The organism is Streptomyces tibetensis, assembly GCF_040647715.1.
Classification (GTDB): domain Bacteria; phylum Actinomycetota; class Actinomycetes; order Streptomycetales; family Streptomycetaceae; genus Streptomyces; species Streptomyces tibetensis_A.
The window spans coordinates 220,069-245,100 of record NZ_JBEZCR010000008.1; the positions used below are offsets into that span (position 1 = coordinate 220,069).

Genomic DNA, 25,032 nt, shown 5'->3' on the forward strand with positions numbered 1-25,032 from the left:
CACTGACAACGCCGCCGGTGCGGAACGCCGGATCAGCCGCCCAGGGCCGCTCGCACCACGTCCGGCCTGTTCGTGATGATGCCGTCGACCCCGTAGCCGGCGACCCGCCGGGCCGTCTTCGCGTCGTCGACCGTCCAGGTGAAGACCTTCATCGGCTTGCCGTGCGGCCCGTCGAACGCCTGCACGGAGGACACGTATGCCGGGGTGAGCGAGCTGGAGGAGGGGTTGATCTGATCGACGAACTCGGCGCAGTCGAGCAGCTCCGCCACCCGTGGCGTCCCCAGGAGGGCGGTCTTCACGCCGGGCTTCAGCTCGTGCACCGTCCGCACGCTGTCCGCGCTGAAGCTCTGCACGATCAGCCGGCCCGTCAGGTGCGACCGGTCGAGCCAGCCCTCGTTGCCGAGGACCTTCAGCGTCTGCCGCTCGATGCCCGGATACAGCTCCGGATTCTTGATCTCCAGGAGCAGCCTCTGGCGATGACGCTCCAGACGGTGCACGAACTGCTCCAGCGTCGGCACGCGCACACCCGCGTACGCGGGATCGAACCAGCTGCCCGCGTCCAGACGGGCGATCTCCGCGGCGGTGAAGTCCTCCACCCTCCAGGGGGCCCGGTCGGGAAACACCTCCTCGGCGTCGGTGGTGCGCCGGAGGTCGTCGTCGTGGATGACGACCAGCTCTCCGTCCCTCGTTCGCTGCACGTCGTTCTCCACCCAGCGGATGCCCAGCTCCGCAGCCCTGTCGAGGGAGGCCAGGGTGTTCTCGGGCGCGTACGCGGAGGCCCCCCGGTGCCCGATGACCAGCGGGGGCGTGCCATCATCCGCGGCGTGCGCGGGGGAGACGGGGAACAGGAGAGCGGCGGTCCCCAGGAGTGCGGTGATCGAGGCGGCAACAGCGCGCGCGTGCATGCGTACTCCTCGCGACGAGCGAACGGCAATGTCACAGACAGCACAACTGTGACAGCAGAGGGTCAACTCGAGAGGGATGCGGGATGGCCACACGTCGAACGGAGGTCGCCCAACTCCGCTCACTGGTACCGCACAACTGCGGCAAGCCCGTGTTTCTTTGCCGGAAAGTCGTTCGACCATTCCGGTGGGGGTCATACTCTCTGCGTCAACCCTGACCGCTCGTGCGGTCCTGGGAGGGGGCGCACATCAGGAATTCCGGGACGTACGAGGGCGGGAAGGGCAGCCGCGCATGCAGGGCACGATCGACGGATTCAGCTACGGCCTGGTCACACCCCTGGTGGCCTACTTCATGGCCTGCCTCGGTGGCGCGCTGGGCCTGCGGTGCACCACGAGATCCATGCTCGTCGCCCAGTCCTGGCGCCCCGGCTGGCTCGCCCTCGGCTCCGCCGCCATCGGTTCCGGCATATGGACCATGCACTTCGTCGCCATGATGGGGTTCACGGTCCGCGGCACCCCCATCCACTACGACAAGGCGATGACCTTCGCGAGCCTGGCGGTCGCGATCATCATGGTGGGCATCGGGATCTTCATCGTCGGCTACCGGGGCGCGCGCGGTACGGCCCTGTTCACCGGCGGCACCATCACCGGGCTGGGCATCGCGTCGATGCACTACCTGGGCATGGCCAGCATGAGCCTCGACGGCCGGCTGGAGTACAACACCGTCACCGTGGGCATATCCGTCGCCATCGCCATGGGCGCCGCCACCGCCGCCCTGTGGGCCGCCGGCCAGGTCAGGGGTTTCCTGTGGAGCGTGGGCGCAAGCCTCGTCATGGGGCTCGCCGTCAGCGGCATGCACTACACGGGCATGGCCGCCCTCAGCGTCCACCTGCACGGCAGTGCCGAACCCACCACGGGGGACTCGCCCGCGACACTGCTCGCGCCCATGCTGATCGGCCCGCTCGCCTTCCTGCTCCTCGCTGGGGTGGTGGTGATGTTCGACCCGCTGATGGTCATGGGGAAGCCCACCGTCGTCCCCGCCGAGCACAAGCCGGGCATCCCCGCCCACGCTCACGTCCGCCATTCCGCCCACCGACTGCGCTTCCGCCCCCGTCGCACCGTGGAGCACCGGGGGTCCCGGGCGCCGCAGAACCGCTGATCAGAGCCCATTGTCAGTGCGGGGTCGTACGGTGGAACCCATGCGGCCCGTTTCAAAGATCGAACGCACGGTGGCGCCTTTCGAGGTCGTCAGCCCCTACCAGCCGAACGGCGACCAGCCGACAGCCATCGCCGACCTCGCCCGGCGCATCGAGGCGGGCGAGAAGGACGTCGTGCTGCTCGGTGCGACCGGCACCGGCAAGTCCGCCACCACCGCGTGGATGATCGAGAAGCTCCAGCGCCCCACGCTCGTGATGGCGCCGAACAAGACGCTGGCCGCCCAGCTGGCGAACGAGTTCCGCGAGCTGCTCCCGAACAACGCCGTCGAGTACTTCGTCTCGTACTACGACTACTACCAGCCCGAGGCGTACGTCCCGCAGTCGGACACCTACATCGAGAAGGACTCCTCGATCAACGAGGAGGTCGAGCGCCTGCGCCACTCCGCGACGAACTCGCTGCTCACCCGTCGTGACGTCGTCGTGGTCGCCTCGGTCTCCTGCATCTACGGCCTCGGCACCCCGCAGGAGTACGTGGACCGCATGGTCCCCCTCAAGGTCGGCGAGGAGATCGACCGCGACGAGCTGCTGCGCCGCTTCGTGGACATCCAGTACACGCGCAACGACATGGCCTTCACCCGCGGCACCTTCCGGGTGCGCGGCGACACGATCGAGATCTTCCCGGTCTACGAGGAGCTGGCCGTCCGCATCGAGATGTTCGGCGACGAGATCGAGGCGCTGTCCACCCTGCACCCGCTCACCGGCGAGATCATCAGCGACGACGAGCATCTGTACGTCTTCCCGGCCTCCCACTACGTCGCAGGACCCGAGCGCCTGGAGCGGGCCGTCAACGACATCGAGAAGGAACTGGCCGAGCGCCTCACGGAGCTGGAGAAGCAGGGCAAGCTGCTGGAGGCCCAGCGCCTGCGTATGCGGACCACCTACGACATCGAGATGCTGCGCCAGATCGGCAGCTGCTCCGGCGTGGAGAACTACTCGATGCACTTCGACGGCCGCTCGCCCGGCTCCCCGCCCAACACCCTGCTGGACTACTTCCCGGACGACTTCCTCCTCGTCATCGACGAGTCCCACGTCACCGTCCCGCAGATCGGCGCCATGTACGAGGGCGACGCCTCCCGCAAGCGCACCCTCGTCGACCACGGCTTCCGGCTGCCCTCCGCCCTCGACAACCGCCCCCTGAAGTGGGAGGAGTTCCAGGAGCGCATCGGCCAGACGGTCTACCTGTCGGCCACCCCGGGCACCTACGAGATGTCCCGCTCGGACGGCTACGTCGAGCAGATCATCCGCCCCACCGGCCTCGTCGACCCCGAGGTCGTCGTCAAGCCCACCGAGGGCCAGATCGACGACCTGGTGCACGAGATCAGGCAGCGCACCGAGAAGGACGAGCGCGTCCTGGTCACCACGCTCACCAAGAAGATGGCCGAGGACCTCACGGACTACTTCCTGGAGCTGGGCATCCAGGTCCGCTATCTGCACAGCGACGTCGACACCCTGCGCCGGGTCGAACTGCTGCGTGAACTGCGCTCCGGTGAGTACGACGTGCTGGTCGGCATCAACCTCCTGCGCGAGGGCCTCGACCTGCCCGAGGTGTCCCTGGTGGCGATCCTGGACGCCGACAAGGAGGGCTTCCTGCGCTCCGGCACATCCCTGATCCAGACCATCGGCCGCGCCGCGCGCAACGTCTCCGGCCAGGTCCACATGTACGCCGACAAGATCACCCCGGCGATGGAGAAGGCCATCGAGGAGACCAACCGGCGCCGCGAGAAGCAGATCGCGTACAACACGGAACGAGGCATCGACCCCCAGCCGCTCCGCAAGAAGATCAACGACATCGTCGCCCAGATCGCCCGCGAGGACATCGACACCGAGCAACTGCTCGGCTCGGGTTACCGCAAGGCCAAGAAGGACGGCGGGGGCACCAAGGCGCCCGTGCCGTCCCTGGGCAAGGCGGCCGGAAGCGCCAAGTCCGCCAAGGGCAAGGGCAAGGCCGCGGAGACCGTGCCGACCGACCGTCCCGCGGCCGAACTGGCCGGGCAGATCGAGGAGCTGACCGCGCGGATGCGGGCCGCCGCCGCGGAGCTCCAGTTCGAGATCGCGGCCCGGCTGCGCGACGAGGTCTCCGAGATGAAGAAGGAACTGCGCCAGATGAAGGAGGCGGGCCTGGCCTGACAACGAGCCGCGTACGCGCAGTGTTGCAAGACCGACACAAAGTGCGGATCGGGGTACGTCACTGTCAGTGCCCCTGCGTAGGGTTCTGGTCAACCGCGACCACGCGGCAACAGGGGACGTTGAGAGGGGAATCAGCGCGTGACCGTCAACATGACCAAGGGTCAGGCCATCAGTCTGCAGAAGAACGACGGCGGCAGCCTGACTGCGGTTCGCATGGGTCTCGGCTGGCAGGCGGCTCCCCGGCGCGGCCTGTTCGGTTCGCGCACGCGGGAGATCGACCTCGACGCCTCCGCCGTCCTGTTCGCGGACAAGCAGCCGGTCGACGTCGTCTTCTTCCGCCACCTGGTGAGCGACGACGGCTCGGTGCGCCACACCGGTGACAACCTCGTCGGCGGTGTCGGCCAGGGCGGCGACGACGAGGCGATCCTCGTCGACCTCGCCCGGGTCCCGGTCCACATCGACCAGATCGTCTTCACCGTGAACTCCTTCACGGGCCAGACCTTCCAGGAAGTGCAGAACGCCTTCTGCCGTCTGGTCGACGAGACCAACGGCCAGGAGCTCGCCCGCTACACGCTCGCCGGCGGCGGCCAGTACACGGCCCAGATCATGGCCAAGGTCCACCGCTCCGGCCAGGGCTGGACGATGACGGCCCTGGGCAACCCGGCCAACGGCCGCACGTTCCAGGACCTGATGCCGGCGATCCTGCCGGTCCTCTGAGCGCACCCGGGCCCCGGAGTCGCGGGGCCCGGCGAGCAGCACCCGACTCCACACAACGACACAGGGGGACCAAGGCGATGACGGCCGAGCTGGTGCGGGGGCAGAACCACCCGCTCTCCCAGGTCCGTCTCGAGATCCGGATCTCGGCCGGTACGCCGGTCGTGGCCGTGGCCGCACTCGGCGACGAGAACGGCCGGATCCACGGCGTGGAGTGGGTGGCCCACCCGGGCGCACCCACCCAGCCGGGTCTCGAGGTCCCCCGGCAGGCCGCCGCCGACCACCGTCTCGCGGTGGATCTCGACGCCGTGCCGGAGGCCGTCCACCGGGTCGGCGTGCTGCTCGCCCTGCCCGTCGGGGGGCCGGGACCGGTCCGTTTCGGCACGGTGGCGGCCCCCTTCGTCGCCGTCACCGGTCTCGACGGCGGGGAGGTCGCCAGCTACACCATCACCGGTCTGGAGGCCGAGTCGGCCGTCGTGGCCCTGGAGCTCTACCGCCGGCAGGGCGCCTGGAAGGTGCGAGCCGTCGGCCAGGGCTACGCGGGCGGCCTCGCCGAACTCCTCACCGACCAGGGCCTTCCGCAGGCCCAGCAGCTCGCCGGCGGCATCAACGACGCGGTGGCCCAAGGGCTGGCCCGCTCGGTGCAGGCGCCCCCGCCCCGCACCGCGGACGGTGACCGCTCCCGCCAGGCAGCGGCCCCCGCCCTCGGTCCGGACCAGGGCGGCACCGCGCCTCAGCCCGGTCCCGTCCCACCGATGTCCCCGTACGGCGGTCAGACGCCCGGCGGTCCCGGGCAGCCCGGGCCGCAGCAGCCGTCGTACCCGGGCGCCGCGCCGGATCCCAACGCCGTCACCCAGACGTCCGCGCCCACGGCCGGCGGCCCGATCGACTACAGCCACCCGCGCCGCCAGAACGCCGCTCCGCCGCCGCCCCCGCCGGTCGCGCCCCCGGCCGCCCCCGGGCAGCCCGCACAGCCCGTGGCGGGCGACGCGACCGGCTGGTCCATGGAAGAGCGGCTCTACAACCAGGTGTGGGGCATGTTCGAGGACCTGGCCCGCACCACCGCCGCCTACCGCAGCGCCGTCGACTTCGCCGAGTCGCGCATGGACAAGGAGCTGGAGCAGGTCCTGTCCGACCCGCGCAGCCGGATCGGCGGGCAGGGCGACGCCGCCCGCGAGGCGGCCCGGACCCGGCACGCAGAACTCGTCGCCCAGGCCCAGGAGGCCCTCGACCGGGATGTGAGCCAGCTCGCCGCCGAGGCCGACGTCGTGGAACCGGCCCTGCCGCCGGCGTACGCCCGCTGGGACAACCCGGTGTGGCACGCCTACCGGGTGCCGATGGAGATCCCCATGGCCCTGCGCCTGGGCGACCTCCACCTTCCCGAGGCCGACCGGATCCGCATCCCGATGCTGGTCCGGCTGCCGCTGGAGCGCGGCCTGTGGATCGACAGCGGAGCGGCCGGCTCGTCCGACGGCTCGTTCACCGATTCCCACGCCATGAGCCGTCTCGCCATGGAGACGGCGGTCGCGCACGCGGCCCGGCTGCTCGCCGTCTACCCGGCCGGCGAGTTCACCGTCCACGTCATCGACGCGGCGGGCTCGGGGGCGCAGGCACTGGCGCCCCTCGTGCAGGCGGGCGTGCTCGCGGCCCCGCCGGCGCGCGGAGCCGCCGGCGTGGCGGACGTGCTGGGCCGGCTCACCCAGCGGGTCGACCTGGTGCAGATGGCGGTCCGGGGCGGCGCCGCCGACTCCCTCCCGCCCGGCTTCGACACCTCCCAGCAGCTCCTGATCGTCAACGACTTCCCGCACGGCTTCGACGACCGGGCCGTGAACCAGCTGCGCTACCTCGCCGACGAGGGCCCGGCCTTCGGCGTCCACCTGATGATGGTGGCCGACCGGGAGGATTCCTCCGGTTACGGGCCTTTGCTCGACCCCCTGTGGCGTTCGCTGCTGCGACTGACGCCGGTGGCGGACGATCACCTCGCCGACCCGTGGGTCGGTCATGCGTGGACGTACGAGCCGACGCTCGTGCCACCCGGCAGCCAGGTCCTCCAGCAGGTTCTCAGCCAGGTGGCCGCCGCACGCACCAAGTTCATGTAAAGCCCTCTGACCAGGGATTTTGATCCTTCTTTTGCCAGACGCTTTACCTATTCTTGGTGATTGGGTACTGTTGACGGCACGGAGGGGAGTACTCCCTGTCTGCTGCGGCGTACCCGTCAATACGGATCAGGCCAGATCCCGGGGCGTCGGCCCATCCTTGGGTGGAAGAGACCTCCGGCAGCGACGACGCTGACATTTGCCGTTACGACTGCCGGAGGCGCAGTGGATGTTTCCGTGACCCTATGGGTCCTGACGATCGTGGGCCTCGCCGCCCTCATCGCGGTCGACTTCTTCATCGGCCGCAAGCCGCACGACGTGTCGATCAAGGAAGCCGGAATCTGGACGATCGTCTGGATCGTGCTGGCCGCGCTCTTCGGGTTCGGCCTGCTCCTGTTCGCGGGCGGTCAGCCCGCCGGTGAGTTCTTCGCCGGCTTCATCACCGAGAAGTCGCTCAGTGTCGACAACCTCTTCGTCTTCGTCCTGATCATGGCGAAGTTCGCGGTGCCGTCGCAGTACCAGCAGCGTGTGCTGCTGATCGGTGTGCTCATCGCCCTGGTCCTGCGAGCGATCTTCATCGCGGCCGGTGCGGCGATCCTCGCCAGCTTCTCCTGGGTCTTCTACATCTTCGGCGCCTTCCTCATCTGGACCGCCTGGAAGCTCATCCAGGAGGCCCGTGCCGACGAGGAGGACGAGGAGTTCGAGGAGAACAAGCTGCTCAAGGCCGCCGAGCGCCGCTTCGGCGTGGCGGACCGGTACCACGGCACCAAGCTGTGGATCGAGGAGAACGGCAAGCGGGTCATGACCCCGATGCTGGTCGTGATGCTGGCGATCGGCACGACCGATGTGCTCTTCGCCCTCGACTCCATCCCCGCGATCTTCGGCCTGACGCAGGACCCGTACATCGTCTTCACGGCCAACGCGTTCGCCCTGATGGGTCTGCGCCAGCTGTACTTCCTCATCGGTGGCCTGCTGAAGAGGCTGGTCCACCTCAGCTACGGCCTGTCGATCATCCTGGGCTTCATCGGCGTGAAGCTGGTGCTGCACGCCCTGCACGAGTCCGGGGTGCATGTCCCCGAGATCAGCATTCCGGTCTCGCTCGGCGTGATCTGCTCCGTCCTGATCGTCACCACGATCACCAGCCTGCGAGCGTCCAAGAAGCAGGCGGCGGCCGAGGCGGCGCAGGGTGACAGCGGAAGCGCTCCGAAGGACAGCATCGACGTCTGACCGCGTCGGGCGTAGGAACAACCATCACCGGGACCGGTCTTCGCGAATTGCCGACCACCGGTCCCGGTGCTTGCTTGTTTCCTGAGCGCGTTCCCCGGCCCGGGGGCGCCGTGGCCGGCTGGAGGCGCCATGAAGTTCGTGCAGATCATCGCGTTCGAGACCGAGCGTCTGGAAGAGATGCAGCAGGTACTCGAGGCGGCGGGCCGACGCAACGCCGACCGCACGAACGGTCCCACCCACAGCATGCTGCTGAAGGACCGGGACAAGCCCAACCGCTATCTGGCGCTGATCGAGTTCGAGTCGTACGAGGAGGCCATGCTCAACAATGACGACCCGGAGACCAGCGCGATGGCGGAGCGGCTGGACGCGCTCAGCACGGGCGAGCGGGTGTTCACCAACTGCGACCTCGTGGACGCGCGAGACCTCAAGTAGCTCCTCAGGGCGTTCACGGCGGCTCGGTACGTGTTTCCCGGGGCTCGGTACGACCGCAGTGCGGAGCCGCTGCCCGTCTGCGACGATCACGTCATGATCGCTCGGCTCAGTCGGCTCGCGGGACGGTGGACGACCCTGGTGCCTGTGCTGGCGGTCGTGCTGCTGGTCCTGACCTGGGGGCGGGATCTGCCGGTCGCGGTCGTCGCCCTGGTGACCCTGGTCCTCGCGGGAGCAGTCCTGGCCGCTGTGCACCACGCCGAAGTGGTGGCTCATCGGGTCGGTGAACCGTTCGGCTCCCTCGTGCTCGCCGTCGCCGTCACGATCATCGAGGTCGCCCTCATCGTCACCCTCATGGCCGACGGCGGGGACAAGAGCTCGACCCTGGCCCGGGACACGGTCTTCGCGGCTGTGATGATCACTTGTAACGGCATCGTCGGCCTGTGCCTGCTCGTCGCCTCACTGCGGCACGGCACGGCCGTCTTCAACCCGGAGGGCACCGGCGCCGCACTCGCCACGGTCGCGACCCTCGCCACGCTCAGCCTGGTCCTGCCGACGTTCACCACGAGCAAGCCGGGACCGGAGTTCTCCACCGTCCAGCTGACCTTCGCGGCGCTGTCCTCGCTCGTCCTGTACGGCCTGTTCGTCACCACGCAGACCGTGCGGCACCGGGACTACTTCCTGCCGATCACCCGGCACGGCGAGGTCATCACCGCCGAGGAGCACGCCGAGGCGCCGACCGCCCTCACCGCCCGGATCAGCCTGGCCCTGCTCGGCCTGGCCCTGGTGGGCGTGGTCGGCCTGGCCAAGGGTGTCTCGCCCACCATCGAGTCGGGAGTGGAGGCCGCCGGGCTCCACCATGCCGTCGTCGGCGTGATCATCGCCCTGCTGGTGCTGCTCCCGGAGACCATCGCCGCGCTGCGTTCCGCCCGCCGCGACCGCGTGCAGACCAGCCTGAACCTCGCCCTCGGCTCGGCCATGGCCAGCATCGGCCTCACCATCCCCGCCGTGGCGCTCGCGTCTTTGTGGCTCTCCGGCCCGCTCGTTCTCGGCCTCGGCGCCACCCATATGGTGCTGCTCGCCCTGACCGTGGTGGTGGCCTCGCTGACCGTGGTGCCGGGCCGGGCCACGCCGCTCCAGGGCGGAGTCCATCTGGTGCTGTTCGCGGCGTACCTGGAGCTGGCGATCAACCCGTAGGCGCGCGTGAGCACGGGTGTCCGCCACGCACGGCGCCGGCACCACCGGGGCTCACCCGGCGGCGGCCTCAGCGGCCGTGCCCACCGGCACCGGGCGCGTCTCCGGCAGCAAGGTGAAGCACGCCAGGCTGAACAGCGCGATCGCCGTCAGATACGCGGCCACGCCCCACGGCACGCGCCCGCCCTGCTCGGCGAGGGCCGTCGCCACGATCGGCGTGAGGGCTCCTCCGACGACCCCGCCGAGGTTGTAGCCGACGGCGGCGCCGGTGCAGCGCACCCGCGGCTCGTACAGCTCCGGCAGATAGGCGGCGATCACGGCGAACATCGTGATGAACGCGAGCATCGCCCCGAGGAACCCGAGGAACATCGGCAGCGGCGCCCCGGTGGCGAGCAGCGCGACCATCGGGAACATCCACAGGGCTGCGGCCGCACACCCGGCCAGGCACAGCGGGCGCCTGCCGTAGCGGTCACCGAGCAGCGCCATCAGCGGCGTGAGAGCAGCCTTCACGAGCACCGCGCCCATGATGCAGGTCAGCATGACGCTGCGGCTCACCCCGAGCCGCTCCGTGCCGTAGGCGAGGGACCAGGTCGTCACGGCGTAGAAGATCGCGTAGCCGATGGCGAGGCCGCCGCCGGTCAGCAGGAGGAGCCGCCAGTGGTTGCGGACGACCTCGAGGAGCGGCACGCGCGCGTGGTCGTCGATCTCGAGGAAGCTCGGGCTCTCGGCCAGAGACGACCGCAGCCACAGCCCCGCGACGGCCAGCACCCCCGCTGCCCAGAACGGCACCCGCCACCCCCAGGCGGCGAACTGCGCCTCGGTCAGCGTCGAGGACAGCCCCAGCACCACACCGTTGGCGAGCAGGAATCCCAGGGCGGGCCCGACCTGCGGGAAGCTCGACCACAGCACCCGCCGTCGGGCCGGTGCGTGCTCCACGGCCAGCAGCACCGCTCCGCCCCACTCCCCGCCGAGCCCGAGCCCCTGGAGGAAGCGCAGGACCAGGAGCAGCAGGGGAGCGATCACGCCGATCGATCCGTACGTCGGCACGCAGCCGACGGCGACCGTGGAGGCCCCGGTCAGCAGCAGGGAGGCGACGAGGACCGGCCGCCGTCCGCGCCGGTCCCCGATGTGCCCGAACAGGATCGATCCGAGGGGCCGGGCCACGAAGCCGACCCCGAAGGTGGCGAAGGCGGCCAGCGTCCCGGCCATCGGAGAGAAGGTCGGGAAGAAGAGCGGCCCGAGGATCAGGGCAGCCGCGGTGCCGTAGACGAAGAAGTCGTAGAACTCGATGGCCGTGCCGGCGAGCGAGGCGGCGGCGAGGCGCGGCATGGAGGGTGCCCTTACGGTGCGTACGTCGTGCATGCCGCGTCAACTACCCACCGTGACCACCGGTTACGGGGGCGTGCGGAGGGCCTGGGGGTTCTCAGTACGTGACCGTGACGCGCCGGGCGGGTCCGTCCACGCGCACGGTGCCGCCGTACGGGATCACCAGTTGCGGATCGGTGTGCCCGAAGTCGACATCGAAGACGATGGTGGTGTCGGGGGCGTAGGTCCGCATGGCGCGAAGGACGGCCTCACGCTGGTCGGCCGCGTAACGCGCCGCCTCCTCGGGCGCGTTGGGCCGCTCCAAGGACCAGGTCTTGGGCCGGCCCATCAGCAGGGCGGAGAAGCGCCCGAGGAGCCCGCGCTCGCCCATGCCGCGCAGGGTGCGGAAGACCTCCGTGGCGCTCGGCATCTCCTCCGAGGTCTCCAGGAGGAGCACGCCGCCGTCGTACTCGGACAGGTCGTGCGCGACCTCCCGGTCGGCCATCAGCAGCCAGGCGAGGATTTCCAGGCAGCCGCCCCAACTGCGGCCCTCGACCACCCGGTCGGGATTCACCCAGGTCCAGCCGGTACCGGGCCGGGTCTCCGGCTCCGCGTCGAAGGTCGCCGGGTCCGCCCAGTCCCGGTCGACGTCACGCCACCGCTCGGCGGGCCTCAACTCGTAGGGTCCCGGGGTGAACAGCGCGGCTCGCAGGGACTCGGCGGTCTGGGGGTGCATGGCCCCGGGACGGCCCAGCTCGCACATCACGCTCCCGCCGTGGAAGCCGACGATGCCGCAGGTGCGCAGGAACGCGAGCAGGTTCGTGTTGTCGCTCATCCCGAAGAACGGCTTGGGGTTCGCGCGGATCAACTCCCGGTCCAGGTACGGCAGCACGGTGATCTGGTCGTCCCCGCCGATCGATGCGATGACCGCCCTGATCCCCGGGTCGGCGAAGGCGGCGTGAAGGTCGTCGGCGCGCTCCTGCGGCGTGGAGCCCATGGTCCGGGTCGACGGATACTCCACCGGCTCCAGCCCGAACTCCTTGCGCAGCCGCTCGAGCCCCAGTTCGTAGGGGAGCGGGAAGAGCCCCGGCAGGCCGGAGGAGGGCGAGAGCACTGCGATTCGGTCGCCGGGGGACGGCTTGGGCGGATAGCTCGGGCTGGTCAGGCTCGTCATGCCGGGAGGCTACGACCCGGCAGCCTGAAGGCGCACCGGGTTTAACCGGCGTGCGCAAGGTGATGGACGGGGTCATGCACTGAGGCGAGAGCGGCAGGCACACCGTGATAGACCGGCTGTGAGCAGCGGTCCGCCGAGGGCCGCACGACCCCGAACGGACCGGAGGAACCGTGCCCCGCACCCTGGCCCAAGCCCCGATCATGATCCTCAACGGCCCGAATCTGAACCTGCTCGGCCAGCGCCAGCCGGAGATCTACGGCTCCGACACCCTCGCCGACGTCGAGGCCCTGTGTGCCAAGGCGGCGGCCGCGCACGGCGGCACGGTCGACTTCCGTCAGTCCAACCACGAGGGGGAGCTGGTCGACTGGATTCACGAGGCGCGACTGAACCACTGCGGGATCGTGATCAACCCGGGCGCCTACTCGCACACCTCGGTCGCCATCCTGGACGCTCTCAACACCTGCGACGGCCTGCCGGTGCTGGAGGTCCACATCTCCAACATCCACCAGCGCGAGTCGTTCCGGCACCAATCCTACGTATCGCTGCGGGCCGACGGGGTCATCGCGGGCTGCGGCGTGCAGGGGTACGTGTTCGGCGTGGAGCGCGTCGCGACGCTGGCCGGGGCGGGCAGGGCGGACGCGTGAGCCGCCTCCGGTGAGGCTCGCCGACCAGGGCGAGCGCCCCTTACCACCGGACCTCCTACAGTCTTCCCGCCTCCACGATCCGCCGCAGGAAGCGCCGGGTGCGCTCCTGCCGCGGATCCCCGAAGACCTGCTCGGCGGTGCCGCGCTCCAGCACCACGCCGCCCTCCAGGAAGCACACCTGGTCGGCGACCTCCCGGGCGAAGCCCATCTCGTGCGTGGCCAGCACCATCGTCATACCCTCGTCCTTCAGCCCGCGCACCACGGTGAGCACCTCACCCACCAGCTCGGGGTCGAGGGCGGCGGTGATCTCGTCGAGCAGCAGCAACCGCGGGCGCACGGCCAGGGCGCGGACGATCGCGACGCGCTGCTGCTGGCCGCCGCTCAGCCGGTCCGGGTACTCGCCGGCCTTTCCGCCCAGCCCCAGCCGCTCCAGCAGCTCACGCGCGCGTGCCTCGGCCTCGGCCCGGGGCACACCGTGCACGCGGCGCGGAGCGAGCGTGATGTTGTCCAGGACCGTCATGTGCGGGAACAGGTTGTACGACTGGAAGACCACGCCGATCCGGCGACGCACGGCGTCCTGGTCGGCGCGCGGGTCGGTGATCTCCTCGTCGTCGAGCCAGATCGCCCCGTCGTCGATCTCCTCCAGCAGGTTCGCGCACCGCAGCAGGGTGGACTTGCCGGAGCCGGAGGCGCCGATCAACGCGGTCACCGTGTGCGGGGCGACCTCCAGGTCGACGTTCCGCAGGACGACCGAGTCGCCGAAGGTCTTGCGGACGGACTCCATGCGCAGCACGGGCGTCTCGCTCATGCGGTTCCTCCCTGGGCCTGCCGGCGGTCCATCCGTGCCGTCACCCAGTCCGTGAAGCGGGTCATGGGGATGGTCAGCGCCACGAAGACCAGCCCGGCGACGATGTACGGCGTGTAGTTGAGGCTGCGGCCCACGATGATGTCGGCGGCCCGTACGGCATCCACCGCGCCGCCGATCGAGACGAGCCCGGTGTCCTTCTGCAGCGACACCAGGTCGTTCAGCAGCGGCGGCACCTGACGGCGCACCGCCTGGGGCAGTACCACGTAGCGCAGCGCCTGGCGGTTGCTCAGCCCCAGCGAGCGGGCTGCGGCGCGCTGGGAGGGGTGCACGGACTCGATGCCGGCGCGGAACACCTCGGCGACGTACGCCGAGTACGTCAGGGTGAGCGCCGTGCCGCCGAGGAGCACCGGATCGACGGTCACCCCCTGGAGCCGCAGCGCGGGGACGCCCAGGACCACGATCATCAGGTTGATGATGAGCGGAAGCCCCCGGAAGAAGTCCGTGTACGCGGCGGCCAGGAAGCGCAGCGGGAAGAACACCGGCCCACGCAGCGTGCGAGCGACGGCGATCAGCATGCCGAGGACGAGCACCGCGGCCCCGCAGACCAGCAGCAGCCGGACGTTCAGCCACAGCCCTTCGAGGACCTTCGGGAACGCCTCGCGCGCGTACCCGGGGTCGAAGAAGGTCTCCTTGGTGCGTGGCCAGCCCGGTGCGCCCACGACGACCAGGTAGAGGACGACCGCGGTGACGACGGTCGAGAGCGCGCCGATCGCCGCCGCCCGCCGGGCGCGAGCGCGCTTGTGGCGCTCCCGGTCCAGGCGCCGCTGCGACGGGACGTAGTTCTCTGCCGCACCTTCCTCGCCGGAGCCCAGCTCCTCCTTGTGGACGGTCACTTGAGCACCGGCGCGTCGACGGCGTCCGCCAGCCACTGCTGCTCGATCTTCGCGAGCGTGCCGTCCTCGCGCAGGGCGTCCACCGCCCGTGACACACAGGAGGTGAGCGCGCTGCCCTTGTCGAGTACGAGACCGAACTGCTCCGGGGTGCCGCCCTGGTTCTCGAACTGGCCGACGATCGTCGCGTCGGTGATCTCGGCGCCGGTGATGTAGAAGGCGGTCGGCAGGTCGACGACGATGGCGTCGACCTGGCCGTTCTTCAGGGCGGACTTGGCCTGGTCGTTCTTGCCGTAGACGGCCGCGGCCCGCTCGGGCTTCACCACGTCGTCGATGTAGTCGAGGCTGGTGGTGCCGACCTGCGCGCCCAGCTTCACGCCCCTCAGGTCCGCGATGCTCTTCGCCTTCGCGGCCTTGGAGCCCTTCAGCGCGACGACGGCCTGGCGTACGTCGTAGTAGCCGGAGGAGAAGTCCACGGCCTTCTTGCGCTCCTGGCTGATGGACACCTGGTTGATGTCGAAGTCGAAGGTCTTCTCGCCGGGCGCGAAGGCCTTGTTGAAGGGGACGGTCTGCCAGGCGACCTTGTCCTTGCCGTAGCCGAGCCGTTCGGCGACGGCGTAGGCGACCGCTGACTCGTACCCCTTGCCGTTGGCGGGCTTGTCGTCCTTGAACCAGGGCTCGTAGGCGGGCTCGTCGGTGGCGATCGTCAGTTTGCCCGAGGTCCGGGTGGCCAACGCGCCCTTCTCGCACGCGTTGCCGGCGGACGACGGCTTGCCCGCTTCCTCCGGCTGCGGAGCGCAGCCCACGGCGGCGGCGGTGAGTAGGACGACGGCGACGGCTGCGCGGCGCAGAGCACGCGGGGCGGATTGCATGGCGGGAGATTGGCAGCCGAGGGTCTCGTTTGTCGAGGTCACGGCAACACATGTCCGGATAGTGGGAACGGGTGTTGCGGTGGTGTGAACGGGCCCCGCTCGCGTCGTGCCGGCATGCGCCGGGCCGCCGGCCGAGGGCGGGGATCGACAGGCCGGCGGCCCATCCGCCCAGGAGCCGTCATCCTGCGCGGGGCTGAGACCAGTTGACTGCGCAACTACGAATGGGGGGAGCGCACGTGCGACACCGGCGCGTGCGAACGATTCACACGGGGCGCGTGCGCGGCGCACACTCATCGCGAAGGCGCCCGATCCGGAACGCCGAGGCGCCCCACTCACCGCGAGGACCTGACTCGGAACGCCTGGCGAAGGCGCCCGACTCTGAACACCGGGGGCCTCACTCACTGCGGAGGCGCCGCGCGCAGCCACTCACCACCCGCGCGCGTGCCACTCCGGCAGATGCGGACGCTCCGCCCCCAGCGACGTGCCGTTGTCGTGTCCCGGGTGCACCCACGTCTCGCCCGGGAGGGCGTCGAAGATCTTGGTCTCGACGTCGTGGATGAGGCTGGCGAACGCCTCGGGATTTTGATGAGTGTTGCCCACACCGCCGGTGAACACCACACCACGCGACAGCACACGAGGTCACGGCGGCGCGTAAACCTACGGGCCGTGCCTCCGCGGCGTCGAAGTGGGCCGACCGCATCAGATGCCTGTGCAATGAGGCCGGCCGTGCCCTTCTCAGTGGTGGCGCGGGCGAGGCAGCAAGGCGAACGCGCTCTCCGCGATCGAGGTCAGGCGGTCGGAACTGTGGCCGTAGGCGCCTACGACATCGGTCCCGCGGATGATGGTCAGCAGAAGGTACGCAAGGTCGTCGGGATCCGCGTCGGGGTCGATGTCGCCGTTGCGCTGCGCCGCACGCACGCACTCGGCCACCGCCGTCGCGAGCACGGAGAAGCAGTCGTTGGCCAGGCGTTTCACCTCGGAGTCGGAGGCGCCGATCTCCAGGGCCATCTTCGCGGCGAAGCAGGCTGCCGCCGCCCGGTCAGGGGCGGGGGGTACGTCGGCCGCGAGTGGCACCCCGTGGACGGCGCGGAGCAAGTACGCGTGCAGTCGTTCCAGGGCACCCTCGTCCGGTCCGGCGAGCGCCTTCGGCGCAAACTGCCCCAGCCGGGCGAAGTAGCCGGCCATCGCCTGCAGCAGCACGCCGTGCTTGCCGTCGAACGCGGCATAGAGGCTGCCGCGACCCAGGCCGGTGGCGGCGCTGATGTCGTCGACGCTCGTGCCGTTGTACCCCGAGGTGCGGAACTGCCGCTCGGCGGCATGCAGGACGTGGTCGCGGTCGAAGCTTCGTGGTCTCGCCATACACCGAAGGTAAAGCCGACCCACCGTTATTGACAACCCAGTACAGAACCGTCTAGGTTTCTGACTGTTCAGTACACAACCATCCTGAGCTCACCGGACAGGGTGTGTGTACACCTGGCGCGATGGAGAGCAACCCATGCCTTCGCGCTCCTGCGCGCCGCCCGACGTTGCGACGCCTTCCAGGCCGGCAAGGCCCGGTCTGATCCTCGCGCTCCTGGCGACGGCGAGTTTCATCGCCGGACTGGATCTGTGCATCACGAACGTCGGGCGGTCCTCGGCGCGGGGCACTTCCTGCACCTTCGAACAGCCCAAGACGGTCGCCGACCACATCCTCGGCTTTCTGAACAACTGACCCCCTCCCACCACCCAGAACTCGAAGGGTTGACCGAACCATGAATCATGAGGAAAGGCAGGAGGCCATGGCTGTGGCGACTCCTCCGTACGCGAGCGACGCACTGGCCGAGGGGACCGTCGACGCGGTGGTGATCGGCGGGGGCGCCGCGGGGCTGAACGGTGCACTGATCCTCGCCCGCTCCCGCCGCTCGGTCGTCGTGATCGACAGCGGCTCCCCGCGCAACGCGCCCGCGGAGGCCGTGCACGGCTTCATCGTCCTGGACGGCACCCCGCCGTCCGAGATCCTTCGACGGGGTCGGGAGCAGGTGCGCCAGTACGGCGGACGCGTCGTGTTCGGCGAGGTGGTCTCGGCCGAGTCCGCCGCCCCGTCGGCTGACGGGGATCTGCGGTTCACCGTCACCCTGGGCGACGGCCGCAGCATCACCGCTCGCCGCATCCTGGTGGCCACCGGCCTCACGGATGTGCTGCCACAGGTGCCCGGCCTCGCCGAGCACTGGGGGCACAGTGTGGTGCACTGCCCGTACTGCCACGGCTGGGAGGTGCGCGATGAGCCCATCGGCATCCTCGCCACCGGCCCGGCCTCCATCGGCCACGCGCTGTTGTTCCGTCAGCTGACCGAGGACCTGACCTACTTCACCCACGGCACCGACCTGGACGAGGACAGCCGCGCCCGCTTCACCGCCCGCGGCATCCGCGTCATCGACACCCCGGTCACCGAGGTCGTCAACGACGAGAACGGTGCCCTCGCCGGGGTGCGCCTGGCCGACGGCCAGGTCGTGGCCCGCCGCGTCCTCGCGGTCGGCCCGCAGATGCAGGCCCGCACAAAGGGCCTGGAAGGTCTGGGCCTGCCGGTGCAGGACCTGCCGAACAACATGGGCCGCGGTTTCGCCTCCGGCACGGCCGGCGCCACCGAGGTGCCGGGTGTGTGGGTGGCGGGCAACGCCACCGATCCGGTCGCCCAGGTCGGGGCCTCCGCAGCGGCCGGCGCACTGGCCGGCGACTCCATCAACAGGATGCTGGCCATCGCGGACACCGACGCGGCCCTCCAGGGGATCGCCGAGGGAAGCCCACACGTGGCCACAGGATGATCTCGAAGCCCTGAGATCTCAGCCCGTCACCCGCTCGCCTCACGGGCAATGACGTGATTTCGCTCGTCCGCCCCGTCCCTCTCAGGAGCTACTGATGTCCTTCCTTGCACATACCCCCGTGGAGAAGATGACCGGGCCGTACGCGCGGCGCTGGTGGGCGCTGCTCGTGCTGTGCCTGAGCCTGCTGATCACGGTGATGGCGAACACGTCGCTGATCGTCGCCGCCCCCGACATGACCACCGACCTGGGCCTGAGCAGCAGTGACCTGCAGTGGGTCGTCGACAGCTACACCGTTCCGTACGCGGCGCTGATGCTGGTACTGGGCGCGATCGGCGACAAGTACAGCCGGCGCGGCGCGCTGGTGCTGGGTCTGCTGCTCTTCGCCGGCGGTTCGGTGATGGGGAGCATGGTCGACGAGACCTCACTGGTCATCGTGGCCCGCGCGATCATGGGTGTCGGTGCCGCGGTCGTGATGCCGGCCACGCTGTCCCTGGTGGTCGCGACCTTCCCCCGGAGCGAGCGGGCCAAGGCCATCACCGCCTGGGCCGCGACCTCCGGCGTGGCGGTAGCCGTCGGCCCGCTGGTCTCCGGCTGGCTGCTTGAGGACCACGCCTGGGGCTCGACCTTCCTGATCAACGTGCCGATCGCCGTCCTCGCCGTGTTCGGCGCGCTCGCCCTGGTACCGCCGTCCAAGGCGGAGGGCATGGGCCGGATCGACTACATCGGTGGTCTGCTGTCGATCGTCACCGTCGGCTCCCTGATCTACGCCGCCATCGAGGGCCCGCACTCCGGCTGGGGCGCCGGCCCCGTCACCGCCGCCGTGGTCGCCGGTGCCGGTCTGGCCGCCTTCGTCGCCTGGGAGCTGCGGCACCCGCACCCGATGCTGGACGTCCGGAAGTTCGCGCTGCGGCCCTTCACCGGCTCGATGCTCGCGGTGATGTTCTTCTTCTTCGGCATGTTCGCCGTGATCTACTACTCGACGCAGTTCCTGCAGTTCGTCCTCGGCTACGGCGCCCTGGACACGGGTGTACGGCTGCTGCCGCTGGGCGGTGCGGTGTTCCTCGGGTCCGCGGTGACCGGGGTGCTCGCCCCGAAGCTGGGGGTGAGGGTGATGGCCGTGACCGGCCTGGCCGTCGGCACGGCGGGCATGTTCCTGCTCACCCAGATCGAGAAGGGGTCGACGTACGGGGACTTCCTTGCGCCGCTGATGATGCTGGGCCTCGCGCTCGGACTGGCCATCTCCCCGGCGACCGACACGATCATGGGCTCTTTCCCCGAGTCCGAGCTGGGCGTCGGCGGCGGTGTCAACGACACCGCGTTGGAGCTGGGCGGGGCGCTGGGCATCGCGGTACTGGGCTCGCTTCTGGGCACGGCCTACCGCGACGAGCTGACCGACCTGGTGGGCAACCGGCTCCCGGCGGAGGCGATGGAGACCGCCAAGGACTCGGTCGGCGCCGGCCTGGCCGTCGCGGAGCGGGTCGCGCAGGATCCCTCCGCCGGGCCCCAGCAGGCCCAGGCCGCCATGGACGCCGTCCACCAGGCCTTCGCCCACGGAGTCGCCCAGACCAGCCTCATCGGCGGGATCATCATGGCCGCCGGAACACTGATCGTCCTCGCGGTCCTGCCGGGCCGGCGCGGGGTCGCGGGGAAGACCGCCGAGCCGGGGGCCGGGAAGACGGCGAGCGAGGCGGCGACGGCGCGGGAGCACACCGGGGCCACCCGCTAGACCGCCGACGGGGCGTCCACCGGATCGCCGAAGGGTTGGATGGAGCGGTCGGCGTCGGACGGTTACCAGCCTCGTGCGCGCCACTCAGCGAGGTGGGGTCGCTCCGTGCCGATGGTGGTGTCGTTGCCGTGGCCGGGGTAGATCCACGTCTCGTCGGGCAGGACGTCGAACAGCTTGGTCTCCAGGCCGTCCATCAGGGAGTTGAACTCTTCCGGACGGGTTGTCCTTCCAGGACCGCCCGGGAACAGGCAGTCCCCGGTGAACACATGGGGATGGCCGTGCGGATCGTCGTAGACGAGGGCGATCGAACCGGGCGTGTGACCGACCAGGTGGCGCGCGGTGAGTTCCACGCGCCCCACCCGGACGGTGTCGCCGTCGTCGACCGGCACGCCGGTCGGTACGGGGATGCCGTCGGCGTCCTCCCGGCCCGCGTAGGTGCGGGCGCCGGTGGCCGCCACGACCTCGGCGAGCGCCTGCCAGTGGTCGCCGTGCCGGTGGGTGGTGACGACGGACGCGATGCCGTCGCCACCGATCATGCCGAGCAGCGTGTCCGCCTCGTTCGCGGCGTCGATCAGCAACTGCTCGTCCGTGGCCCTGCAGCGCAGCAGATAGGCGTTGTTGTTCATCGGACCCACCGCGATCTTGGTGATCATCAGGTCCTTGAGCTCGTGCACATCGGCCGGTCCGCCGACCGTCACCTCTCCGCTGTACGTCATGTCCGCCAGCCTATAGCGGCGGCAGCGCCGGAAGCGGGCCGCCGGCCGAGGCCAGCGCGGATCCGTCGCGGCGGCCCGCGAGCCAGCCCAGCAGGTCGGCCGGGGGACCCGTGACGGTCACCTCGGGCCCCTGCCCGACGGGCTTGCGTCCGGTGCTCCACGCGCGCGTGCCGTCCGTGACGCGCGTGGCGGGGACGTCGGGGTGCCCGGCGAACCGGGCGGCCAGGAAGTCGATCTCCCGCTCGGTGAACTCCTGCGGAAGATCCTCCAGCTCGTATCCGATGCCCAGATCCACGTGGTGCAACTCCACTTCCACCCACCGCCGGAACGGCACCCGGGATGCGGAGTCCGTGACCCCGTTGCGCAGTTCCACGGTGCGCGACCAGTCCGCCGGAGCGTCCCCGGCCTCCTGGAAGCGGGTGGCGCTCTCGCGCAGGTCGGTGAGCTGGACCTCGAGGGCGCGCGGGGCGTCCCGCTCGATGTCTACGTCCCGGGCCTCGCCGGAGACGTACATGGGGCGCCCCTCGAGCACGTTCACCAGGGCGTCCGCGTTCCGGGCGAGGTGGGCCAGGACATGGCCGCGGCTCCAGCCGGGCAGCCGTGACGGCTCCGTCACGGACGCGTTGTCCAACTTGCCGACTGCGGTCAGCAGCCGTTCCGTTGCGTCACGTACAGACGCCAGGTCATGAGCGTGATCAATCATGGTGCTGACCTTAGCTGCGCCACTCCTTCGGGTGAAGGTGGTGAAGCAGTGCCGTAAATCGAAAGCACGTGCTATATGGTCGGACGTGGCGTCGGGCATGCTGGAGAGCCGGGGTTTGTTGACAACCCGTGAACCCGACCGGCGTTGTCAGTGGCTCCCCCTAGTCTGGGAAAGACGGGGGCCCCGCCCCTGTCACTTCTCTCAAGAAAGGTGCGGACCGGCGTGGCCGACCGTCTCATCGTTCGTGGAGCGCGCGAGCACAACCTCAAGAACGTCTCGCTCGACCTCCCGCGCGACTCGCTCATCGTCTTCACGGGCCTGTCGGGGTCGGGCAAGTCCTCGCTGGCCTTCGACACCATCTTCGCGGAGGGGCAGCGCCGCTACGTGGAGTCCCTCTCCTCGTACGCCCGGCAGTTCCTCGGCCAGATGGACAAGCCGGACGTCGACTTCATCGAGGGCCTGTCCCCGGCGGTCTCCATCGACCAGAAGTCGACCTCGCGCAACCCGCGCTCCACGGTCGGCACCATCACCGAGGTCTACGACTACCTGCGTCTGCTCTTCGCGCGCATCGGCAAGCCGCACTGCCCCGAGTGCGCCCGCCCGATCTCGCGCCAGTCGCCCCAGGCCATCGTCGACCGGGTCCTCGAGCTGCCCGAGGGCAGCCGCTTCCAGGTGCTCTCGCCGCTGGTGCGCGAGCGCAAGGGCGAGTTCGTCGACCTCTTCGCCGACCTCCAGACCAAGGGCTACTCCCGCGCGCGGGTGGACGGCGAGACGATCCAGCTGTCGAGCCCGCCCACCCTGAAGAAGCAGGAGAAGCACACCATCGAGGTGGTCGTCGACCGCCTCACGGTCAAGGACGGCGCCAAGCGCCGCCTCACCGACTCCGTGGAGACCGCCCTCGGCCTGTCGGGCGGCATGGTGGTACTCGACTTCGTCGACCTCCCCGAGGACGACCCCGAGCGCGAGCGCATGTTCTCGGAGCACCTGTACTGCCCGTACGACGACCTGTCCTTCGAGGAGCTGGAGCCCCGCTCCTTCTCCTTCAACTCGCCGTTCGGCGCCTGCCCCGACTGCACCGGCATCGGCACGCGCATGGAGGTCGACCCGGAGCTGATCGTCCCCGACCCGGACAAGAGCCTCGACGAAGGCGCCATCCACCCCTGGTCGCACGGCCACACCAAGGACTACTTCGGCCGCCTGATCGGCGCCCTCGCCGACGCGCTGGGCTTCCGCACGGACATCCCCTTCGCGGGCCTGCCCCAGCGCGCCAAGAAGGCCCTCCTGCACGGCCACAAGACCCAGGTCGAGGTCCGCTACCGCAACCGCTACGGCCGCGAGCGCCGGTACACCACGGCCTTCGAGGGCGCCGTCCCCTTCGTCAAGCGCCGGCACAGCGAGGCCGAGAGCGACTCCAGCCGCGAGCGCTTCGAGGGCTACATGCGCGAGGTGCCCTGCCCGACCTGTGAGGGCACGCGTCTGAAGCCGATCGTCCTCGCGGTCACGATCATGGACAAGTCCATCGCCGAGGTCTCCGCGATGTCGATCAGCGACTGCGCGGACTTCCTGGGCGAGCTGAAGCTCACCGCCCGCGACAAGAAGATCGCCGAGCGCGTGCTCAAGGAGGTCAACGAGCGGCTGCGGTTCCTGGTCGACGTCGGCCTGGACTACCTCTCGCTGAACCGCGCGGCCGGCACCCTCTCCGGCGGCGAGGCCCAGCGCATCCGCCTGGCGACCCAGATCGGCTCCGGCCTCGTCGGCGTCCTGTACGTCCTCGACGAGCCGTCCATCGGCCTGCACCAGCGCGACAACCACCGGTTGATCGAGACCCTGGTCCGGCTGCGTGACATGGGCAACACCCTCATCGTCGTCGAGCACGACGAGGACACCATCAAGACGGCCGACTGGATCGTCGACATCGGACCCGGTGCCGGTGAGCACGGCGGCAAGGTCGTGCACAGCGGCTCCCTGAAGGAGCTGCTCGCCAACAGCGAGTCGCAGACCGGTCAGTACCTGTCCGGCAGGAAAGCCATCCCGCTGCCCGACATCCGCCGCCCCCTGGACCCGTCCCGGCAGCTCACGGTGCACGGAGCCCGGGAGAACAACCTCCAGGACATCGACGTCTCATTCCCCCTGGGCGTGTTCACGGCCGTCACCGGCGTCTCCGGCTCCGGCAAGTCGACGCTGGTCAACGACATCCTCTACACGCACCTGGCCCGCGAGCTGAACGGCGCCCGAAGCGTGCCGGGGCGGCACACGCGCGTGGACGGCGACGACCTCGTCGACAAGGTCGTACACGTGGACCAGTCGCCCATCGGCCGCACCCCGCGCTCCAACCCCGCCACGTACACCGGCGTCTTCGACCACATCCGCAAGCTGTTCGCCGAGACCACCGAGGCGAAGGTCCGCGGCTACCTGCCCGGCCGCTTCTCCTTCAACGTCAAGGGCGGCCGCTGCGAGAACTGCGCGGGCGACGGCACCATCAAGATCGAGATGAACTTCCTGCCGGACGTCTACGTCCCGTGCGAGGTCTGCCACGGCGCCCGGTACAACAGGGAGACCCTGGAGGTCCACTACAAGGGCAAGTCCATCGCCGAGGTGCTGAACATGCCGATCGAGGAGGCCACCTCCTTCTTCGAGGCGGTCCCGGCGATCGCCCGGCACCTCAACACGCTGAAGGACGTCGGCCTCGGCTACGTCCGCCTCGGCCAGGCCGCGACCACCCTGTCCGGCGGTGAGGCGCAGCGCGTGAAGCTCGCCAGCGAGCTGCAGAAGCGCTCCACCGGCCGCACGGTCTACGTCCTGGACGAGCCGACCACCGGTCTGCACTTCGAGGACATCAGCAAGCTGTTGACGGTCCTGTCCGGGCTGGTCGACAAGGGCAACACGGTCATCGTCATCGAGCACAACCTCGACGTGATCAAGACCGCCGACTGGATCGTCGACATGGGCCCCGAAGGAGGCGCCGGCGGTGGTCTGGTCGTCGCCGAGGGCACGCCCGAGCAGGTGGCCGGGGTCCCGGCCAGCCACACCGGCAAGTTCCTGCGGGAGGTCCTCGGCGCGGACCGCGTCAGCGACGCGTCCTCGGTGAAGGCGCCGCGCAAGACGACGGCCCGCAAGACGGTCGCGGCCAAGACCGCCACGGCCCGCAAGACCGCCACCAAGACGGTCACCGGCACGGCCGTCGCCAAGAAGACGGCGGCCAAGACCACCAAGGCGGCCGCGAAGAAGACGACCCGGTCCAGCAAGGGCTGAGTTCCCCGCAGGCAACGGCAGGCCGAAGGCGACGGCTCCCGATCGGTCGGGAGGAGTCGTCTTCGGCCTGCCGTTCACAGCTTCGGCAGGTCGAAACCGGCAACTGTCGCGCATTCGTCGCCGCCATACTCATCGGCCACTCGACGGTCTATCGCCATCAGGTCGACAAGAGGCACCCGGCGCCCCTGTGGAGCATTCGGGGAGATCCATCGGGGGAGCGCTCCAACTGGGGCTT

Annotated in this window: 21 protein-coding genes and 1 pseudogene; 12 read left to right on the forward strand and 10 right to left on the reverse strand. The window is 69.9% G+C overall.

Features of this window, described 5'->3' with window-relative positions:
* Positions 1-32: 32 nt before the first annotated feature.
* Positions 33-905, reverse strand: a complete 873-nt coding sequence (locus tag AB0B29_RS22580; RefSeq protein WP_362242538.1) for a glycerophosphodiester phosphodiesterase — start codon at positions 903-905, stop codon at positions 33-35.
* A 289-nt stretch (positions 906-1,194) separates the two neighbouring features.
* On the opposite strand from AB0B29_RS22580, the gene AB0B29_RS22585 reads away from it, so the two are divergent.
* From AB0B29_RS22585 to AB0B29_RS22615, 7 genes are all read left to right on the forward strand, one after another.
* Entirely contained in the window at positions 1,195-2,061 is an 867-nt protein-coding gene (locus AB0B29_RS22585) for an MHYT domain-containing protein (RefSeq protein WP_362242541.1), read from the forward strand.
* 40 nt (positions 2,062-2,101) lie between these two features.
* Positions 2,102-4,246, forward strand: a complete 2,145-nt coding sequence (gene uvrB / locus AB0B29_RS22590; RefSeq protein WP_362242544.1) for an excinuclease ABC subunit UvrB — start codon at positions 2,102-2,104, stop codon at positions 4,244-4,246.
* 138 nt (positions 4,247-4,384) lie between these two features.
* Positions 4,385-4,963 carry a TerD family protein gene (locus AB0B29_RS22595; protein WP_104779480.1) on the forward strand — a complete coding sequence of 193 codons (579 nt, stop codon included), beginning with the start codon at positions 4,385-4,387 and terminating at the stop codon, positions 4,961-4,963.
* Positions 4,964-5,040: 77 nt separating this feature from the next.
* Positions 5,041-7,059 (forward strand): TerD family protein, encoded by a 2,019-nt coding sequence (locus AB0B29_RS22600; RefSeq protein WP_362242546.1) that lies wholly within the window; start codon positions 5,041-5,043, stop codon positions 7,057-7,059.
* 222 nt (positions 7,060-7,281) lie between these two features.
* Positions 7,282-8,283: a TerC family protein gene (locus AB0B29_RS22605; RefSeq protein WP_362242549.1), complete on the forward strand. Its 1,002-nt coding sequence runs from the start codon at positions 7,282-7,284 to the stop codon at positions 8,281-8,283.
* Positions 8,284-8,412: 129 nt separating this feature from the next.
* The gene (locus AB0B29_RS22610) at positions 8,413-8,715 is read left to right on the forward strand and encodes a hypothetical protein (protein ID WP_362242551.1); all 303 of its coding nucleotides are present in this window, start codon (positions 8,413-8,415) and stop codon (positions 8,713-8,715) included.
* A 93-nt stretch (positions 8,716-8,808) separates the two neighbouring features.
* A complete protein-coding gene (locus AB0B29_RS22615; protein WP_362242553.1) occupies positions 8,809-9,909 on the forward strand; it encodes a calcium:proton antiporter in 1,101 nt (366 codons plus the stop codon).
* A gap of 51 nt (positions 9,910-9,960) precedes the next feature.
* On the opposite strand, the gene AB0B29_RS22620 is transcribed toward AB0B29_RS22615, so the two are convergent.
* Complete coding sequence (locus AB0B29_RS22620) at positions 9,961-11,235, reverse strand: MFS transporter (RefSeq protein ID WP_362242556.1); 1,275 nt, start codon at positions 11,233-11,235, stop codon at positions 9,961-9,963.
* Between the two features lie 94 nt (positions 11,236-11,329).
* Positions 11,330-12,376 carry a S66 family peptidase gene (locus AB0B29_RS22625; protein ID WP_362243080.1) on the reverse strand — a complete coding sequence of 349 codons (1,047 nt, stop codon included), beginning with the start codon at positions 12,374-12,376 and terminating at the stop codon, positions 11,330-11,332.
* A 179-nt stretch (positions 12,377-12,555) separates the two neighbouring features.
* Here AB0B29_RS22625 and aroQ point away from each other — a divergent pair, with 179 nt between their 5' ends.
* Positions 12,556-13,029: a type II 3-dehydroquinate dehydratase gene (aroQ, locus tag AB0B29_RS22630; RefSeq protein WP_362242559.1), complete on the forward strand. Its 474-nt coding sequence runs from the start codon at positions 12,556-12,558 to the stop codon at positions 13,027-13,029.
* Positions 13,030-13,084: 55 nt separating this feature from the next.
* Here aroQ and AB0B29_RS22635 read toward each other — a convergent pair whose 3' ends face one another.
* From AB0B29_RS22635 to AB0B29_RS22655, 5 genes and pseudogenes are all read right to left on the reverse strand, one after another.
* Positions 13,085-13,837 carry an amino acid ABC transporter ATP-binding protein gene (locus AB0B29_RS22635; RefSeq protein ID WP_362242561.1) on the reverse strand — a complete coding sequence of 251 codons (753 nt, stop codon included), beginning with the start codon at positions 13,835-13,837 and terminating at the stop codon, positions 13,085-13,087.
* Positions 13,834-14,730: an amino acid ABC transporter permease gene (locus tag AB0B29_RS22640; RefSeq protein ID WP_362242564.1), complete on the reverse strand. Its 897-nt coding sequence runs from the start codon at positions 14,728-14,730 to the stop codon at positions 13,834-13,836. Before AB0B29_RS22640 ends, AB0B29_RS22635 begins: the two co-directional genes overlap by 4 nt.
* Positions 14,727-15,599, reverse strand: a complete 873-nt coding sequence (locus AB0B29_RS22645) for an ABC transporter substrate-binding protein (RefSeq protein WP_362242566.1) — start codon at positions 15,597-15,599, stop codon at positions 14,727-14,729. The genes AB0B29_RS22640 and AB0B29_RS22645 overlap by 4 nt, the downstream gene beginning before the upstream one ends.
* Positions 15,600-16,025: 426 nt before the next feature.
* Positions 16,026-16,211, reverse strand: a pseudogene (locus AB0B29_RS22650) (MBL fold metallo-hydrolase); the annotation flags it as partial.
* A 123-nt stretch (positions 16,212-16,334) separates the two neighbouring features.
* On the reverse strand, positions 16,335-16,958 hold the full coding sequence (locus AB0B29_RS22655; RefSeq protein ID WP_362242569.1) for a TetR/AcrR family transcriptional regulator: 624 nt from the start codon (positions 16,956-16,958) through the stop codon (positions 16,335-16,337).
* 136 nt (positions 16,959-17,094) lie between these two features.
* Between AB0B29_RS22655 and AB0B29_RS22660 the strand changes: the two genes are divergently transcribed.
* The 3 genes from AB0B29_RS22660 (at position 17,095) to AB0B29_RS22670 (ending at position 20,126) form a co-directional block, all read left to right on the forward strand.
* Positions 17,095-17,310, forward strand: a complete 216-nt coding sequence (locus AB0B29_RS22660; protein WP_362242572.1) for a hypothetical protein — start codon at positions 17,095-17,097, stop codon at positions 17,308-17,310.
* A gap of 67 nt (positions 17,311-17,377) precedes the next feature.
* Complete coding sequence (locus AB0B29_RS22665; RefSeq protein WP_362242575.1) at positions 17,378-18,400, forward strand: NAD(P)/FAD-dependent oxidoreductase; 1,023 nt, start codon at positions 17,378-17,380, stop codon at positions 18,398-18,400.
* 94 nt (positions 18,401-18,494) lie between these two features.
* A complete protein-coding gene (locus tag AB0B29_RS22670) occupies positions 18,495-20,126 on the forward strand; it encodes an MFS transporter (RefSeq protein ID WP_362242577.1) in 1,632 nt (543 codons plus the stop codon).
* A gap of 62 nt (positions 20,127-20,188) precedes the next feature.
* Here AB0B29_RS22670 and AB0B29_RS22675 read toward each other — a convergent pair whose 3' ends face one another.
* Together AB0B29_RS22675 and AB0B29_RS22680 are read right to left on the reverse strand one after the other, a co-directional pair.
* Positions 20,189-20,842, reverse strand: coding sequence for an MBL fold metallo-hydrolase (locus tag AB0B29_RS22675; protein ID WP_362242580.1), 654 nt, complete (start codon positions 20,840-20,842; stop codon positions 20,189-20,191).
* A gap of 10 nt (positions 20,843-20,852) precedes the next feature.
* Positions 20,853-21,545, reverse strand: a complete 693-nt coding sequence (locus AB0B29_RS22680) for a maleylpyruvate isomerase family mycothiol-dependent enzyme (protein WP_362242583.1) — start codon at positions 21,543-21,545, stop codon at positions 20,853-20,855.
* A 222-nt stretch (positions 21,546-21,767) separates the two neighbouring features.
* Between AB0B29_RS22680 and uvrA the strand changes: the two genes are divergently transcribed.
* A complete protein-coding gene (gene uvrA / locus AB0B29_RS22685; protein WP_362242586.1) occupies positions 21,768-24,797 on the forward strand; it encodes an excinuclease ABC subunit UvrA in 3,030 nt (1,009 codons plus the stop codon).
* The last annotated feature ends 235 nt before the right edge of the window (positions 24,798-25,032 follow it).